Consider the following 15,978-nt stretch of genomic DNA (forward strand, 5'->3'; position numbering starts at 1 on the left):
GGCAGGCGGCCCATTGCACACCTGCCCTCGGGCACATAACGTCCCGCCGAAACAGAAGTTCCCAAGCCCAAGGACAGCAGGATGAAAGACGCAAGCCCCGCGCCGGTCTATCTCAAGGATTACACCCCCTTTTCCCATCTCGTGGACGAGGTGCATCTGACCTTTCAGCTCGAGCCCGCAAAAACCCGCGTCATCAGCCGCATCCGCTTTCGCCCCAACCCCGACGCCACCGCCGCGCCGCTGCGTCTCGATGGCGAAGGGCTGGTGCTGCTTTGGGCCAAGATCGACGGCAATCCCGTCACCCCCGAGGTGGACGAGGCCGGGCTCACCTGCACCGTGCCCGACGCGCCCTTCACCTGGGAGGCCGAGGTCGAGATCAACCCCGAGGCCAACACCGCGCTCGAAGGGCTCTACCGCTCTTCCGGCATGTATTGCACCCAATGCGAGGCGCAGGGCTTTCGCAAGATCACCTATTACCCCGACCGCCCCGATGTGATGAGCATCTTCACCGTCCGCATCGAAGGCGAGGAAAGCGTGCTGCTCTCCAATGGCAACCCGGTGGCCTCGGGCGATGGCTGGGCCGAATGGCACGATCCCTGGCCCAAACCCGCCTATCTCTTCGCGCTGGTGGCGGGAAATCTCGTCAACCACCCCGACCGTTTCACCACCGCCTCGGGCCGCGAGGTAGAATTGAATATCTGGGTGCGCCCCGGCGATGAAGGCAAATGCGCCTTCGGCATGGAGGCGCTGAAACGCTCCATGGCCTGGGATGAAGAGGTCTATGGCCGCGAATACGACTTGGACATCTTCAACATTGTCGCCGTGGATGACTTCAACATGGGCGCGATGGAAAACAAAGGCTTGAACATTTTCAACTCAAGCTGCGTTCTGGCCAGTCCCGAAACCTCGACGGACGCAAACTTTGAACGCATCGAAGCGATCATCGCGCATGAGTATTTCCACAACTGGACCGGCAACCGGATCACCTGCCGCGACTGGTTTCAGCTCTGCCTCAAAGAGGGTCTCACCGTCTACCGCGACGCCCAGTTCACCTCCGACATGCGCTCGGCCCCGGTGAAACGGATCGAGGACGTGATCGCGCTCCGCGCCCGGCAGTTCCGCGAGGACAACGGCCCGCTCGCCCACCCGGTGCGCCCCGCCTCCTTTGTCGAGATCAACAATTTCTACACCGCCACCGTCTATGAAAAAGGCGCCGAGCTCATCGGCATGCTGAAAACCCTCGTCGGCGACGAGGCTTATGCGCGCGCGCTCGATCTCTATTTCAGCCGCCACGATGGCGACGCCGCCACGATCGAGGATTGGCTCAAGGTGTTCGAAGATGTGACCGGCCGCGACCTGAGCCAGTTCAAACGCTGGTACGAACATGCCGGCACCCCGCGCCTGCATGTCACCGAGGATTATGAGGGCGACCGCTACACGCTCACCTTCCGGCAGGAAACGCCCCCCACCCCCGGCCAGCCCGAGAAACCGCCGCGCGTCATCCCCATCGCCCTTGGCCTGCTTGGCCCCAATGGCGACGAAATCCTGCCCACCCAAGTGCTCGAGATGACCGAGGCGGAGCAGAGCTTTACCTTCGACGGCATCCCGTCCCGCCCGACGCCCTCGATCCTGCGCGGCTTTTCCGCCCCGGTGATCCTGACCCGCCCGAGCAGCAACAGCGAACGCGCCTTCCTGCTCGCCCATGACACCGACCCGTTCAACAAATGGGAGGCCGGACGCGCCCTGGCCCGCGACGGGCTTCTGTCGATGATCACCAAGGGCGCCGCCCCCGATGATCTCTACCTCGACGCGGTGCTCACCATGGCCCGCGACGACAGTCTCGATCCCGCCTTCCGCGCCCTCGCCCTCGCCCTGCCGAGCCAGGACGACCTCGCCCAGTCGCTGCACGAAGCCGGGCACTCCCCCGACCCGCAGGCGATCTGGGACGCGCTCGAGACCCTGCGCCAGGCCCGCGCCCACAAGCTGCAGGACCTCGCGCCGCGCCTTTACGCGCAATATCAGGTCGAGGCCCCCTACGCCCCCGATGCCGAACAATCCGGCGCCCGCGCTCTCGCCAATGCGGCGCTCGGCCTGATCACCCGGCTCGATGGCGGTGCCCAGGCCCAGGCCCAGTTCGACCGCGCCGACAACATGACCCAGCAGCTCGCCGCGCTGGCCAACCTGCTGCAGGCCGGCCGGGGCGAGACCGCGCTCGCCGCCTTCTATGATCAATGGAAGGACGACCGTCTGGTGATCGACAAATGGTTCTCGCTGCAGGTGCTCCACGCCGCGCCCGACCGCGCCGCCGACATCACCCGGGCGCTCACCGAACATCCCGATTTCACCCCGCGCAACCCGAACCGCTTCCGCGCCACCCTGGGCGCGCTGGCGCAGAACCACGCAGGCTTTCACCATGCGAGCGGCGCGGGCTATGCGCTCTTGGCTCAGTGGCTCAAGACGCTCGATCCGATCAACCCGCAGACCACCGCCCGCATGTGCACCGCCTTTGAAACCTGGACGCGCTACGACGCCGCCCGTCAGGACAAGGCCCGCGATGCGTTGGAGGATCTGCTGGATCTCGACGGGCTGAGCCGCGACACGACCGAAATGGTCACCCGCATTCTCGAAGCCTAAGAGGGGTAGAGGCCGGGGACGGCAGGGATCAGTTGCGCCCTGCCGCTTCCTTTTCGGGGATGGTGGCGATCTCATCCTCGGAGGCGCCCGTGACCGACGCGACTTTCACAACCGCGGCAAGATCCTCAGGCCGTGGATTGGGCCGCGCATTGGGCCGCGTGCTCGCAGCCTCCTCCGCCGCCGCCGCCGCAATCTGCGCGCCGAAATGCGCAGGCCGCGCCTTGGGCCGCTGGGTCAGACCGACGCAATAGGGCTGCTTGCGCATCCAGCGCTTCATATCCTCGCGCTTGGCCCGGCTGTGGAACGGCCCCCAATCGGCGGCCACGCCCCGCATCCCCGCCGACACAACGCCATCGCGCGGCACTGTCACCGCCATGATCCGCGTCGCACAGGCAAGGTTGAGCGCCCCGTTCTTGAGCGCCCCGCCGCTGCGCGCCTGACAGCCATAACCGCGCGCCGTGGCGGGCAGAATCTGCAACAGCCCGTACCATTTGCCGCCACCGCCCACCGCATCGGGACGATAGGTGCTCTCATGCTTGGCCAGGGTCGACATCAGCCCGACCCAGAACGCCCGCCGGTCGGCGGCGCTCGCCATCGGATAGGCCGGGCACCAATTGGCAATGTCACGCGGCACCGTGTTGACCAGCGGCTTGCCATGGGTCTTGAGCGCCCCAAGCGCCGCGCGCGTCCACATGTCCGAGCCGCGCCGCCCCTGCCAGCGGGTCTGCGGCAAGGTCTCGAGCCGCGCCTGAGGCCGCGACATCGCCCATTCGGGGCGCGGCATGGCGGGCAGTTCATCAGGCGTTGTGATCATGCCAGAGGCCGCTGACGCCACCGAGGTCGGCATCAAGACCGCCCCTGACGACAGGCCCTCGCCCGCCACGACGGGGGTCGCCACACCAAAACCGGCGCCCAAACCGCTGCACAGAATCGCAAGGCAAATATGTCGTAATCTGGCTTTCATCGCCGCAAGACTTCCCCAAAGCCGCCGGAAAATCAATCTGACCCCCGAAAGCTCCACGCGATGACCTTTGACGGGTCATTATTATGCCCAGAATCGCCGTCACTTTCGGGCCAAGCCAACGATAATAAACGGATGCCAGAATGCCTGTGACACGCCTCATCAAACGCGCCCTCGCCACCCAGACCGCCCAGTTCCTGCGGCGGCCCTCCGGCGCGGATTGGGACGGCCAAACCCAACTGTCACAACAAGAAATTGACCATATGGCACAGCGCATCCTGCTCCCGTCGCTGCCCGTCTCGGACGAGGAAATGGCCCGTGCCCAGTTTCAGGACCGGGGTCAGAAAATGGCCCGTCAGGAAAACTGGCCGGCGCTTTCGGCGGCAATCCGCGCAGCAGACGAGACCCGGCTCGCCACACCGGGCGGTGAGATGGCCACAATGCTGCTCGCTTACGGCGCACGCGGCGATGTGACCGCCGCCGCCGAGGACGCGCTCTATGATGGGGTGGTGCCGCCGAGCCATGGCATCGACGCGCTCGAAGAGGCCGCCCAAGAGCTGCCCGGCGACTATCCCACCGCCCTCGTCACGGCGCTCGCGCATATGGACATCGGGCTCGCCTGGCGCAACTTGCCAAAGGCCATCACCCAGATCGACATCACCGACCGCGCCGCCCGCACCCATCACCATTTCGCCCGCGCCGCCCAGCTTCTCGCCCCCCATTGCGGCCTCACCCATGACGCGCCGTCGCTGGCCGCCGCGCAATGCGCCCTGCTCGCCGGGCAAACCCCGTCGCAGCGTCAGGTGGCCGATGATTACGAGGCGCTGATCCGGCTCGATCCCAACAGCCCGAAACATCTCCGCGCCATGGGCCGGGCGCTGCTGCCCGAATGCGGCGGCTCGCTGGCACAGCTCGAACTCGAGGCCCGCCGCGCCGCCACCCTCACCCAGTCGATCTGGGGCGCCGGCGGCTACACTTGGGTCCATCTCGACGCGCTGGCGCTTGACCCCGACGCGCTGATCCGGCTCGACGCCGAGTTTTTCGCCGATGGCATGCGCGACATCCTCGCCCGCCGCAAGAACCAGCATATCGCCAATCTCCTCGCCGCCTATTGCGCCGCCGCGCTCAAGGGCGCGCCCGGTGCCCCCGGTGCCACGCCAGACAGCGCCGCCACCAACGCCGCCAAGGTAGACCCCGCCACGGGCACCGCCCTGCGCGCGCTCTTCGAATGGGTGCTCTCCACCCATCTGCAGGAATTGCACCCGCTGATCTGGACCGAGGCGCTGCACCGTCCGGGCCTCGCCACAGCACTGCCCTCGCGCCGCTCGCTGGTGCGCGCGGGCCGTCACGCGGCGCTTGGCATGATCGCCACGGTCTTCGCCGACAAGCTCGCCAATGGCCGCTCGATCGCCTTTTCCACCGCCGGCATGTATCAGCTCGACCCGATGTAAGCCCATTCTGCCTTGCCCCCTCGCCCGCCCTGTCCTAGAACGCCCACGTTCTGAACAGCCATGGTGCGACGATGCTTGACCTCACATATGACACGCCAAAGCCCAAGGTGATCGCCGGGGCCAAACAGGATTGGGAACTGGTGATCGGGATGGAAGTCCACGCCCAGGTCGCCAGCCGGGCCAAGCTTTTCTCGGGCGCCTCCACCCAATTCGGCGCCGAGCCGAACTCGAACGTGGCCTTCGTCGACGCCGCCATGCCCGGCATGCTGCCGGTGATCAACGAATTCTGCGTCGAACAGACCGTGCGCACCGGGCTCGGGCTCAAGGCGGACATCAACCTGAAATCCGCCTTCGACCGCAAGAACTACTTCTACCCCGACCTGCCGCAAGGCTATCAGATCAGCCAGCTCTACCATCCGATTGTCGGCGAAGGCGAAATCCTCGTCGATCTCGAGCCTGGCATCGCGCGCCTCGTGCGCATCGAACGCATCCATATGGAACAGGACGCGGGCAAATCGATCCACGACATGGACCCCAACATGTCCTTCGTCGATCTCAACCGGACCGGCGTCTGCCTGATGGAGATCGTCTCGCGCCCCGACATCCGCGGCCCCGAAGAGGCCGCCGCCTATGTCGGCAAGCTGCGCCAGATCCTGCGCTACCTCGGCACTTGCGACGGCAACATGCAAAACGGCAACCTGCGCGCCGATGTGAACGTCTCCATCTGCCAGCCCGGCGCCTACGAGAGGTTCCGCGAAACCGGTGATTTCTCGCATCTCGGCACCCGCTGCGAAATCAAGAACATGAACTCGATGCGCTTTATCCAGGCCGCGATCGAGGTCGAAGCCCGCCGTCAGATCGCCATCGTCGAAGCAGGCGGCGCGGTGGTGCAGGAAACCCGGCTCTACGACCCGGACCGCAACGAAACCCGCTCGATGCGCTCCAAGGAAGAGGCCCATGACTACCGCTACTTCCCCGATCCCGACCTGCTGCCGCTCGAAATCGAACAGGCTTGGGTCGACGAGATCAAGGCCTCCCTGCCCGAGCTCCCCGACGAGAAAAAAGCACGTTTCGTGACCGCCTTCGGGCTGAGCGAATATGACGCCAGCGTGCTCACCGCCGATGTCGCCAACGCCGCCTATTTCGAAGAGGCCGCCCAGGACCGCGACGGCAAGCTGGTGGCAAACTGGGTCATCAACGAGCTTTTCGGCCGCCTCAAGAAGGACGACCGCGACATCACCGACTGCCCGGTGACCCCGGCCCAGCTCGGCGGCATCGTCGATCTCATCGCCTCCGACGCCATCTCCGGCAAGATCGCCAAGGATCTCTTCGAGATCGTCTACACCGAAGGCGGCGACCCGGCCCAGATCGTCGAAGAACGCGGCATGAAACAGGTGACCGACACCGGCGCCATCGAGACCGCCGTCGATCAGATCATCGCCGACAACCCGGCCCAGGTCGAAAAGGCCAAACAGAACCCCAAGCTCGCCGGCTGGTTCGTCGGTCAGGTGATGAAAGCCACGGGCGGCAAGGCCAACCCCAAAGCCGTCAACGAAATCGTCGCCGCCAAGCTCGGCCTCTAAAGCCAAGGTAACGACAAACAGACATAACACGGGCCGGGATCACCCCCGGCCCGTTTTCTTTCTGCCCCCCAAGCCACGCCTCACCGTGCCGGGGCACGCCCTACCTGCGCCCGGCCAATTCTTTCGATGGCGTCCTCCGGCACGGGGCTTGACCCACCCCAGCCCTCCGCTCATTCTGTCACAATAGCTAGCACACGACAGGATTTCCCGTGGCCCGCATATTCAAGATAGTCATATTCGCAGTATTCTCACTCACCTCCGCTGCAGGCGCACAGCCCTACGCCCAGCTCCTTGAAGAGTTTCACGCCCGCCCCTTCGTCTATGAAGACAAGCGGTTTCTTCAGGCCGCCCTCGCCTTTGAAGGCAGCTACCTCGGCCTCTGGGATGGCGATTGGGGAAAGAACAGCCAATCGGCCATGCGAAAATGGACCTACCGGGAATTCAATGAAAGCCCCAGCAACTACCACGCAGCCCTGCTCGCCTTCTCTCTGGCACAACGCATGGATAGCGACGGCTGGGACATGCGTTACCTGCCTGAGAACAGACAATCCTTGATCTGGCCCTACACGACGATCACCATCGATCCCCCGTCAGACCATTTCCTGAATTTCCGGCACAGCCGCAGCAGCCTCTCTATGTCTTACGGGAGGCTCCCCCAGAAGACGGCGTCGAGCATCCATGACTACACCGGGGATCAGCATCAATCCTCGAGCGATCTATACACCGTCCGCAAGACCAATTTTGCCGTGACCAGCGCGCGCAAGGCCGATGGCTCGACCCTCTATACCCGCTCCGATTTCGTCGACGGGGCATGGTCGACGATCATGCTCTATGCAGGTCCAAAGGATGCCAACATCCTCAACGCCGTCGCGGGCAGCATTACCTTGGGCAGAACCGGTCCTCTGACGATGGCTGACAATGGACGGCTCGAAGGCTCGCTCCTGGCGCTGGCAAGGCTTCTGGACGAGGAGAGCGACGACACCGGCGACGCTGTCGCCTCCGCCTCAAGCCCATCGGCACCTCCCGCCGCGCCCCCCGCAGGCGGCGACAGCACTGCCAGCAACGCATCCTCTGGCAGCGGCTTTGTCGTCTCCGCCGCCGGTCATATCCTCACCAATGCCCATGTCGTCGAAGGCTGCCGCCGCTTCACGGTAGATGGCAGCCCTGCCATGCTCTTGGCCAGTTCCGAGCAATATGACCTCGCCCTGTTGCAATCTCCCGAAGCCGCGTCTCGACCGGTGGCCACGTTTTCCGCCGCCTCGGCCAAGCTCAACTCGGATGTGACCGCGGTGGGCTTCCCCTATGCGGGGCTTCTCGGCGGGCTAAACGTGACCCGTGGGACGGTCTCCTCTCTCAAGGGCATGGGCGGCGATCTGGTCACCATGCAAATCTCCGCCCCTGTGCAAAGCGGCAATTCCGGCGGTCCCTTGCTCGCCGCCGATGGTGAGGTGGTCGGCGTGGTGGTGGCCAAGCTCGACGCAGTCAAAGTCGCTGACCTGATGGGCGACCTGCCGCAGAATGTGAATTTTGCCATTCGCGGGGAAATCGCCACGCTGTTCTTGTCCCAGAACGGCGTCGAGCCCAAGCTGAGCCTCGACGACAGCCCACTCAGCCCCGAAATGCTGGCCCGGCAGGCTCAGGGGTTCACCACTTTCATTGAATGCGGCCCCTGAGCCAACCGCCCCCCTATTCCGCCGCCTCGACCCGACGCCAGCCGGGAAACGGGTCCGCCATCCCGGCGAGCGCGGCCAGCGCCTCGGGGCCGCGCGCCGCTTCCTCGGGCACTAGGGCCGCATCGAGCCGCGCCCGCAGCGCGGGCCAGTCGATGCCGCTGCCGATGAACACGATCTCCTGCCGCCGGTCGCCCCAGGGCTCCTGCCAATGCGCCTGCATATAGGCCCGCGCGCTGTCGTGATCGGGGCGGCGCGCCTCGGGCACGCTGGCCCACCACTGGCCCAAGGGCGCCACCGACGACAGCGCTCCCGCCAGCGAAAACTCGGCCACCCATTCGGGCCGCGTCGCGATCCAGAAATGCCCCTTGGCCCGGATCACCCCCGGCAAATCACCGTTCAACACCCCGTGGATCGCCGCTGGCACAAAGGGCCGCCGCGCCCGGTACACATAGCTCGTGACGCCGTATTCCTCGGTCTCCGGCACATGGTCGGCAAAGCCATAGAGCTCCTTGGCCCAGAGCGGATGCTCATGCGCCCGATCAAAGTCAAAAAGCCCGGTGTCGAGCACCAGAGCCGGCGCCACCTCCGACCGGTCGGTCTCGATGATCTTGGCATCGGCATTGAGGCTGCGAATGATCTTGCGCGCCGCATCGACCCGCTCGGGCCCGGCATCGCTCACCTTGTTGAGCACGATCACATCGGCAAACTCGATCTGATCGGTGAGCAGATGCACCAGCGTCCGCTCATCGCCTTCGCCCATGACCTCGCCCCGGTCGTGCAGGAAATCATGGCTGGCGTAATCGCGCAAAAGGTTCACCGCATCCACCACCGTCACCATCGTGTCGAGCCGCGCCACATCCGACAGGCAGTCCCCCGCCTCGTCGCGAAACTCAAACGTCGCCGCCACCGGCAGCGGCTCGGAAATCCCCGTCGACTCGATGAGCAGGTAATCAAACCGCCCCTCTGCCGCGAGCCGGCGCACCTCGACCAAGAGATCGTCGCGCAGCGTGCAGCAGATGCAACCGTTCGACATCTCGACCAGCGTCTCATCGGTGCGCGACAGCTCGGTATCGGCGCGCACCAGATCGGCGTCGATATTGACCTCCGACATGTCATTGACGATGACCGCCACCCGGCGCCCCTCGCGGTTGTTGAGCACCCGGTTGAGCAGGGTTGTCTTCCCCGCCCCGAGAAATCCGGACAAAACGGTCACGGGCAGTCGGTTGTCACGCATTGGTAAAACTCCTGTTTGGGCGGCCGGCGCGGCCTGGGTCACGTCGCGAATCTGTTATAGTATAACATCACAACTCGCAACCCAGTCCGCCCCCCGGACCGCACCCCGCCTGACCTGCCACCAAAGGGTTAACGCCCAAGCCCCCTGGCCGCCGCCCGGCCCAAACCCGCACTGTCGTGATACCGACGCAATACCGACGTGCTGCCGACGCCGCATTTCGCGGCCCGGACACAGGTTAACGACGATCCACAGCGCCAGCGGCCTTTCTCTTTGCAATCCGCCCCCCCACGCCCTATTTCCTGAGGGGAGCAGAGCAAATGACAGCGGAATTCCATGCCCGAGCCCAAGCCCTTCATGTCCACCTGGCACGAGATTGAACCGGGCTGGATCGACTATAACAACCACCTCAACATGGGCTATTACACGGTGCTCTTCGACCGCGCCGCCGATGAGGTGTTCGAGCAATTCGGCTTCGGTCCCGACTATCTCAACCGGACCAATCACACGACGTTTTCGGGCGAATTTCACCTGCGCTACCTGCGCGAGGTCAAGCTCGGGGACAAGCTGAGGTCTTCCTTCTATCTCATTGATTATGATGAGAAACGCTTTCACACCTTCCAGGAGCTTTACCACGAGGACGGCTGGATTTCCGCCACTGGCGAAGGCCTGACCCTGCATGTCGATCTGACCGGCCCCAAGGTGGCGCCGATGCCCTCCGACATCCTCGACCGCGTCTCTGCCATGCAGCGCGCCCATGCCGATCTGCCCCGCCCCGACGGCGTCGGCCGCCGCATCGGCATCCCCCGCAAATCCGCGTGATCCCACGCCGCCCAATTCAAAGGACGACGCCCATGCACCGCTATGAATACAAGGTCATCCCGGCCCCCGGCAAAGGCCTCAAGGCCAAGGGCCTCAAATCCCCCGAGGCCCGCTTCGCCTATGCGCTCGAAACCGCCATGAACGAGCTTGGCGCCGAAGGCTGGACCTACCTCCGCGCCGACATCCTGCCCAGCGAAGAACGCCAGGGCCTGACCTCTTCGCACACCGTCTACCGCCCGCTGCTGGTCTTCCAACGGCCGCTCGATCCCGGCGCCTCCGCGCCCGCGCCGCTGCCCATGGAAGAGGCGGACGCGCCCGCAGATGAGGCACAAGAAGAGACCAAGAAAGCCCCTGAAACCAGCGAGATACCCACCAAAGCTGACTCAGAACCTGAAGCAAAAAAACCCGACACCGCCGAGCCTCCCGCCGCGCCAGACACATCCGACCCGACGGAGACCCCGCGCAAATCCGACTAGGTATCGAGTTCCAGCGCCAGCGCGTGAATGCGCCCAAGAAGGTCCTTGCCCAGCGCCCCATGCACCGCCCGATGCCGGGCAATGCGGCTCAGCCCGTCGAAATCCGGGCTGCGCAGCCGCACTCGGAAATGGCTCTCGCCGCCCTCTTGATATCCGGCATGCCCCCGGTGACTTTCGCTCTCGTCGATGACCTCCAAATCGGTTATCTCAAAGCCCGATTCCAACGCTCGGCGGATCTCTTCCGTTCTCGTCATTTTTTCGCTCTGCCCTCTTCTCTTTACCGTCATTTAGCCTAAACTCTCCGCTCCGAGTCGAAAAGGGAATGCCCATGGCCAAATCCGATCCTTTCGGTTTCGACATGTCCGTGTCGTCCGCCAAGAAGAAAAACCCCCGCGGCCGCCGTGGCATGTCCGGCGCCTCCGAAACCTCCGTGCGCATCTGCGATCACGAAGGCTGCAACGAGCCCGGCAAGTTCCGCGCCCCCAAGGCCCCTGATGTGCTGGATGATTTCTTCTGGTTCTGCAAGGACCATGTCCGCGAATACAATCTCAAATGGAACTTCTTCAACGGCACCACCGAGGCCGAGATGAACGCCCAGATGTCCAAGGACAAGGTCTGGGAACGCGAGACCCGCACCTTCACCGACCCCGAGGCCAAGGCCTGGGCGCGTCTGGGCATCGAAGACCCGCATCAGGTGCTCGGCGCCAATGCCACCCGCAACCCCGGCAAATCCGGCGGGGCACAGCGCCGTCTGCCGCCCACCGAACGCCGCGCCGTGGAAATTCTCGAGGCCGAGGACAGCTGGACCAAGGCCGACATCCGCAAGAGCTACAAAAAGCTCATCAAGGTGCTGCACCCGGATATGAACGGCGGTGACCGCAGCCAGGAAGAACAGCTGCAAGAGGTGGTCTGGGCCTGGGACCAGATCAAGCAAAGCCGGAACTTCAAGTGAAGTCCCGGCCCCAAGCCCTTCTTTTGGCTTAAAATATCCCGGGGAGTGTGAGGGGCTGGCCCCTCACGTCCCGCCTCTCCCATCACGCGGCGCGAAAGACGAGGCTCACCCCGTTGAGACAATGGCGCGCGCCCGTGGGCTTTGGCCCGTCATCGAAAATATGGCCCAGATGGCTGCCGCAGCGGCGGCAATGGCATTCGGTGCGCAGCATGAAAAGCTTGCGGTCGCTCTTGGTGCCAATCGCCTCCGGCAGCGCCTGCCAGAAACTCGGCCAGCCGGTGCCGCTGTCATATTTATGGGCGCTGGAATAGAGCGGCAGATCGCAGCCCCGGCAATGATACACCCCATCGTCATAGAGCTTGTCGAGCGGCGAGGAGCCGGCCCGTTCGGTGCCCTCCTCGCGCATCACCGCATATTCCAGATCGCTGAGCATGGCGCGCCATTCGGCCTCGCTACGGGTGATCTCAAACCCGCCCTCGGCCCCCGTCGTCGCGGCCCGCGCCGCCCGCAGCGGCACCAAGGCCATCAGCCCCGCACCCAGCATCATTTCACGTCGTCGCATCACCTGACCTCCCGATCCTCTTGCCCCCAATATGGGGTTTGCCGGGCCGTGGCGCAAACCACGACCCGGCCCGAAGCAGCTCAACCCTGGCCGATTACATCTTCGGCAGGATCACGCTATCGACCACATGGATCACGCCATTCGACTGATCGACATCGGCGATGGTGACATTGATCACCCGGCCGTTCTCGTCTTCGAGCATGATCTTGTCGCCATCATAGGTGGCGTTGAGCTCACAGCCGCCCAGCGTCGGCACCACATGCGAACCGCCATCATCGTCGATCATGCCTTTGATCGCCATCGACATGGCATCGGCCCCGACCACATGGCAGGTCAGCACCTTGGTCAGCTGATCTTTCGCCTCGGGCTTGAGCAGCCCCTCGACCGTGCCTTCGGGCAGCGCCGCAAAGGCGTCATTGGTCGGCGCAAAGACGGTGAACGGGCCTTCGCCCTGCAGCGTCTCGACAAGGCCCGCGGCCTTGACGGCGGCGACGAGAGTGGTGTGATCGGCCGAGTTCACGGCGTTTTCGACGATGTTCTTGTCGGCATACATGGCGGCACCGCCGACCATCGGGTTTTCACCGGCAAAAGCGGTGCTGGCGGCAAGGCTGGCGCAAAGGGCGGCAAGGCTCAGGGTGGATTTCATCATAGTGTCTCTCCTGTTCGATTGACCCGCCGGGACATCGCCCGTTCGGGAGCCGGGGCATCTTCTGCCCGGTCTGACCCAAGCCACGCAAAAGGCGCGGTGAGAGTTTCACCGCGCCCGACATTTTTTTGAACTTTTCTCGAAAGCCCTTTCGGGTCAGAGGCTTGCGCCAGACTTAAACTTCCGACACCTGCCCGATGGCCAGCACCGATCCGGTCGCCACACCACCCGGCGCACCGCCCGGCGGCTCATCCGTGATGGCAAATGTCGCGCCGCGCAGCTTCTCGGCCAACTCGCCCGCGAGCGTGAACTCGGCCCGCCCGCCCCCGTCCATCACGCCAAGCGACACCGGCGCATTCTCACCCTCGATGAGCCACAGCTCCATCACCCGACCCTCAGGCACCTCGCCCGACCGGTGATCGAGGGTGAGCGCGCCGCGCCCTGCGTCATAGGACGCCGTGACCACAAAGGCCCCCTCGCCGCCGACCATCTCGGCCACATAGGCCGGATCCCCCGGCCCCTGCGGGCCACGGTCCGCCCCGGCGAAATAGACAAGTGCGGCCAGCCCCGCCACAGCCACCCCGCCCCAGAGCCAGCGCAGCCCCGGACGCGCGCGCCGCTCCGCCCCAAAGAGCTCGGCCCGCAACGCCGTCTCGACCCGCGCCGGCGGCGCCACCGGCTCGAGCTCGTCACTGAGCTGCGCGAAATCCTCGGCCCAGCTCGCATAGAGCGCCCGCAACCCGGGCTCGCCCTGCAGGCGCGCCTCGAACGCCGCCGCCGCCTCGGACGACAACAATCCCAGCGCATATTCTGCGGCCAGGACCCGGTCGTCTTCCTCGTCTTGCGGCAGATCGCTCATCGCGACAGGCACTCCTTCAGTTTCAACAGGCTGCGCCGCAGCCAGGTCCGCATCGTGTTGAGCGGCACGTCAAACCGCCCGGCCAGATCATCATAGCTCTCGCCATCGAGATAGGCCCGGCGCACCGCTTCGGCCCGGCTCGGCTCCAACTCGCCGAAACAGGCCATGATCACCCCCGTCTCCGACCCGGCAATCACCCGCGCTTCGGGCCCCGGCGTCGGATCGGCAAACACAATCCGCGTCACGTCGACGCTTTGCTCGGGCCTGCTCTGACGCCGCCGCAGCCGGTCGATGGCCGCATTCCGCGCCACCGTGATCAGCCAGGTCATCGGGCTGAGCCCGTTGCTCTGATAGCGGCCCGCGCCGCGCCAGATCTTGACGAAACTCTCCTGAAGCACCTCTTCCGCCTCGCCCCGATCTTTCAACACACGCAGGCACACGGCAAAAAGTTTCGCCGAGGTCAGCCGATAGAGCTCGCCAAAGGCCGTCCGGTCGGCCAATGCCACCCGGCCAAGCAATCCCTCTATATGTGTATGATCGGTCATCGCCCATCCTCGCTTCCCGGCACAAGCTAAACCACTGCGGGCAAAAGACCAGAAATTCTTCCCCTTGCCCTTGCCCGCTTTATATTGCACCAAATGGCCGAAAATGACGCCGCGTGATTGAAGGACGATGCAATGGCTGACGGAACCATCGACATGAATGCCAAGCCCACCGAGGAGATTTCGGTCCGCGAGGTCTTTGGCATCGATACAAACATGGTGGTCAAAGGCTTTGCCGAACGCACCAACCGCGTGCCCGATCTCGACAGCACCTATAAATTCGATCCCGACACGACGCTGGCCATTCTCGCAGGCTTCTCGCACAACCGCCGGGTGATGGTGCAGGGCTATCACGGCACCGGCAAATCGACCCATATCGAACAGGTCGCGGCCCGTCTCAACTGGCCCGCCGTGCGCGTCAACCTCGACAGCCACATCTCGCGGATCGACCTCATCGGCAAGGACGCGATCAAGCTGCGCGATGGCAAGCAGGTCACCGAATTCCACGAAGGCATCCTGCCCTGGGCGCTGCGCAACCCGGTCGCCATCGTCTTTGACGAATATGACGCCGGCCGCGCCGATGTGATGTTCGTGATCCAGCGCGTTCTCGAACATGATGGCAAGCTGACGCTGCTCGACCAGAACGAGATCATCACGCCGAACCCGAATTTCCGCCTCTTCGCCACCGCCAACACCGTCGGCCTCGGCGACACCACGGGCCTCTACCACGGCACCCAGCAGATCAACCAGGCGCAGATGGACCGGTGGAGCCTCGTGGCGACGCTCAACTACCTGAGCCATGATGCCGAGACCGCCATCGTGTTGGCCAAGAACCCGCTCTTCAACACCGCCGACGGCCGCCAGAAGGTGAGCCAGATGGTCACCGTCGCCGATCTCACCCGCACCGCCTTCATGAATGGCGAGCTGAGCACGGTGATGAGCCCCCGGACGGTGATCTCCTGGGCACAGAACACCCATATCTTCCGCGATGTGGGCTATGCGTTCCGCCTCACCTTCCTCAACAAATGCGACGAGCTCGAACGTCAGACCGTGGCCGAGTTCTATCAGCGCTGCTTTGACGAGGAACTGCCCGAAAGCGCCGCAAGCACGAGCCTCGCATGAGGGCGCTCCGCGTGATCCGTCGGGAGGCGCCCATCGTGGCGCCGCTCATGGCTGCGGTCTTTGCGCTGACGGCGGCCCTGCCCGCACAGGCGGAAAACCCGTTCATGCCCGGCGATTTCGCGGTGCCCTTTCGCAGCCTGACCGGCGGCGAGATCGTCCATGACGAAACTGGCGGTGGCCGGATCACCGCGCGCGAAGGCGCCGAGGTGACCGATACCGTGCCCGAGGGCTATGAGGACACCTGCTGGATCGTCCACAGCTCGGACGCGCATTCGGTCACCATGACGCTGCTCACCGGCACCTTCCGCCCCGCCTGGGAAGGCGGCAAGGCCTATGAGGAATGGACCGACACCTGGCGTGTCGATGCGCTGGCCCCGTTTCCGACGGATATGGACGCCAAGGAATTCTCGCTGTTCCGGCAGGTTAAATCCTGCCTGTGAGCACAGCCAGGGCGGCGCGGCCGC

16 protein-coding genes are annotated in these 15,978 nt (G+C 64.6%); 9 read left to right on the plus strand and 7 right to left on the minus strand.

Annotation, left to right across the window (positions count from 1 at the left end; all coding sequences use genetic code 11):
- Nucleotides 1-81 precede the first annotated feature (81 nt).
- The gene (gene pepN, locus ISM_RS00305) at nucleotides 82-2,634 is read left to right on the plus strand and encodes an aminopeptidase N (RefSeq protein ID WP_009812090.1); all 2,553 of its coding nucleotides are present in this window, start codon (nucleotides 82-84) and stop codon (nucleotides 2,632-2,634) included.
- A 28-nt stretch (nucleotides 2,635-2,662) separates the two neighbouring features.
- Here pepN and ISM_RS00310 read toward each other — a convergent pair whose 3' ends face one another.
- A complete protein-coding gene (locus ISM_RS00310; RefSeq protein WP_009812091.1) occupies nucleotides 2,663-3,550 on the minus strand; it encodes a transglycosylase SLT domain-containing protein in 888 nt (295 codons plus the stop codon).
- 188 nt (nucleotides 3,551-3,738) lie between these two features.
- Between ISM_RS00310 and ISM_RS00315 the strand changes: the two genes are divergently transcribed.
- The 3 genes from ISM_RS00315 (at nucleotide 3,739) to ISM_RS00325 (ending at nucleotide 8,302) form a co-directional block, all read left to right on the plus strand.
- A complete protein-coding gene (locus tag ISM_RS00315) occupies nucleotides 3,739-5,046 on the plus strand; it encodes a hypothetical protein (RefSeq protein WP_009812092.1) in 1,308 nt (435 codons plus the stop codon).
- Between the two features lie 71 nt (nucleotides 5,047-5,117).
- Nucleotides 5,118-6,629, plus strand: a complete 1,512-nt coding sequence (gatB, locus tag ISM_RS00320; RefSeq protein ID WP_009812093.1) for an Asp-tRNA(Asn)/Glu-tRNA(Gln) amidotransferase subunit GatB — start codon at nucleotides 5,118-5,120, stop codon at nucleotides 6,627-6,629.
- A gap of 209 nt (nucleotides 6,630-6,838) precedes the next feature.
- The gene (locus ISM_RS00325; protein ID WP_009812094.1) at nucleotides 6,839-8,302 is read left to right on the plus strand and encodes a S1C family serine protease; all 1,464 of its coding nucleotides are present in this window, start codon (nucleotides 6,839-6,841) and stop codon (nucleotides 8,300-8,302) included.
- 13 nt (nucleotides 8,303-8,315) lie between these two features.
- Here the strand turns inward: ISM_RS00325 and ISM_RS00330 are convergent, their stop codons facing one another.
- Nucleotides 8,316-9,536, minus strand: a complete 1,221-nt coding sequence (locus tag ISM_RS00330) for a GTP-binding protein (RefSeq protein ID WP_009812095.1) — start codon at nucleotides 9,534-9,536, stop codon at nucleotides 8,316-8,318.
- A 333-nt stretch (nucleotides 9,537-9,869) separates the two neighbouring features.
- Here ISM_RS00330 and ISM_RS00335 point away from each other — a divergent pair, with 333 nt between their 5' ends.
- Together ISM_RS00335 and ISM_RS00340 are read left to right on the plus strand one after the other, a co-directional pair.
- Entirely contained in the window at nucleotides 9,870-10,355 is a 486-nt protein-coding gene (locus tag ISM_RS00335) for a thioesterase family protein (RefSeq protein ID WP_009812096.1), read from the plus strand.
- Between the two features lie 32 nt (nucleotides 10,356-10,387).
- Nucleotides 10,388-10,831 (plus strand): DUF4177 domain-containing protein, encoded by a 444-nt coding sequence (locus ISM_RS00340; RefSeq protein WP_009812097.1) that lies wholly within the window; start codon nucleotides 10,388-10,390, stop codon nucleotides 10,829-10,831.
- Here the strand turns inward: ISM_RS00340 and ISM_RS00345 are convergent.
- The gene (locus ISM_RS00345) at nucleotides 10,828-11,085 is read right to left on the minus strand and encodes a BolA family protein (protein WP_040617725.1); all 258 of its coding nucleotides are present in this window, start codon (nucleotides 11,083-11,085) and stop codon (nucleotides 10,828-10,830) included. The two genes, ISM_RS00340 and ISM_RS00345, sit on opposite strands and share 4 nt — an antisense overlap.
- Before the next feature lie 74 nt (nucleotides 11,086-11,159).
- Here ISM_RS00345 and ISM_RS00350 point away from each other — a divergent pair, with 74 nt between their 5' ends.
- Nucleotides 11,160-11,783: a DnaJ domain-containing protein gene (locus ISM_RS00350; RefSeq protein ID WP_040618203.1), complete on the plus strand. Its 624-nt coding sequence runs from the start codon at nucleotides 11,160-11,162 to the stop codon at nucleotides 11,781-11,783.
- Nucleotides 11,784-11,865: 82 nt separating this feature from the next.
- Here the strand turns inward: ISM_RS00350 and msrB are convergent, their stop codons facing one another.
- From msrB to ISM_RS00375, 4 genes are all read right to left on the minus strand, one after another.
- Nucleotides 11,866-12,345: a peptide-methionine (R)-S-oxide reductase MsrB gene (gene msrB / locus ISM_RS00355; protein WP_040617726.1), complete on the minus strand. Its 480-nt coding sequence runs from the start codon at nucleotides 12,343-12,345 to the stop codon at nucleotides 11,866-11,868.
- A gap of 94 nt (nucleotides 12,346-12,439) precedes the next feature.
- On the minus strand, nucleotides 12,440-12,991 hold the full coding sequence (locus tag ISM_RS00360) for a fasciclin domain-containing protein (protein ID WP_009812101.1): 552 nt from the start codon (nucleotides 12,989-12,991) through the stop codon (nucleotides 12,440-12,442).
- 175 nt (nucleotides 12,992-13,166) lie between these two features.
- Complete coding sequence (locus ISM_RS00370) at nucleotides 13,167-13,850, minus strand: anti-sigma factor (protein ID WP_009812102.1); 684 nt, start codon at nucleotides 13,848-13,850, stop codon at nucleotides 13,167-13,169.
- Nucleotides 13,847-14,395, minus strand: a complete 549-nt coding sequence (locus ISM_RS00375; protein WP_009812103.1) for a sigma-70 family RNA polymerase sigma factor — start codon at nucleotides 14,393-14,395, stop codon at nucleotides 13,847-13,849. The genes ISM_RS00370 and ISM_RS00375 overlap by 4 nt, the downstream gene beginning before the upstream one ends.
- Nucleotides 14,396-14,527: 132 nt before the next feature.
- Between ISM_RS00375 and cobS the strand changes: the two genes are divergently transcribed.
- Both cobS and ISM_RS00385 read left to right on the plus strand, forming a co-directional pair.
- Nucleotides 14,528-15,514 (plus strand): cobaltochelatase subunit CobS, encoded by a 987-nt coding sequence (gene cobS / locus ISM_RS00380; protein WP_009812104.1) that lies wholly within the window; start codon nucleotides 14,528-14,530, stop codon nucleotides 15,512-15,514.
- Nucleotides 15,511-15,954: a hypothetical protein gene (locus tag ISM_RS00385; RefSeq protein ID WP_009812105.1), complete on the plus strand. Its 444-nt coding sequence runs from the start codon at nucleotides 15,511-15,513 to the stop codon at nucleotides 15,952-15,954. The genes cobS and ISM_RS00385 overlap by 4 nt, the downstream gene beginning before the upstream one ends.
- Nucleotides 15,955-15,978 lie beyond the last annotated feature (24 nt).

Origin of the sequence: Roseovarius nubinhibens ISM, from assembly GCF_000152625.1 — a bacterium.
GTDB lineage: Bacteria > Pseudomonadota > Alphaproteobacteria > Rhodobacterales > Rhodobacteraceae > Roseovarius > Roseovarius nubinhibens.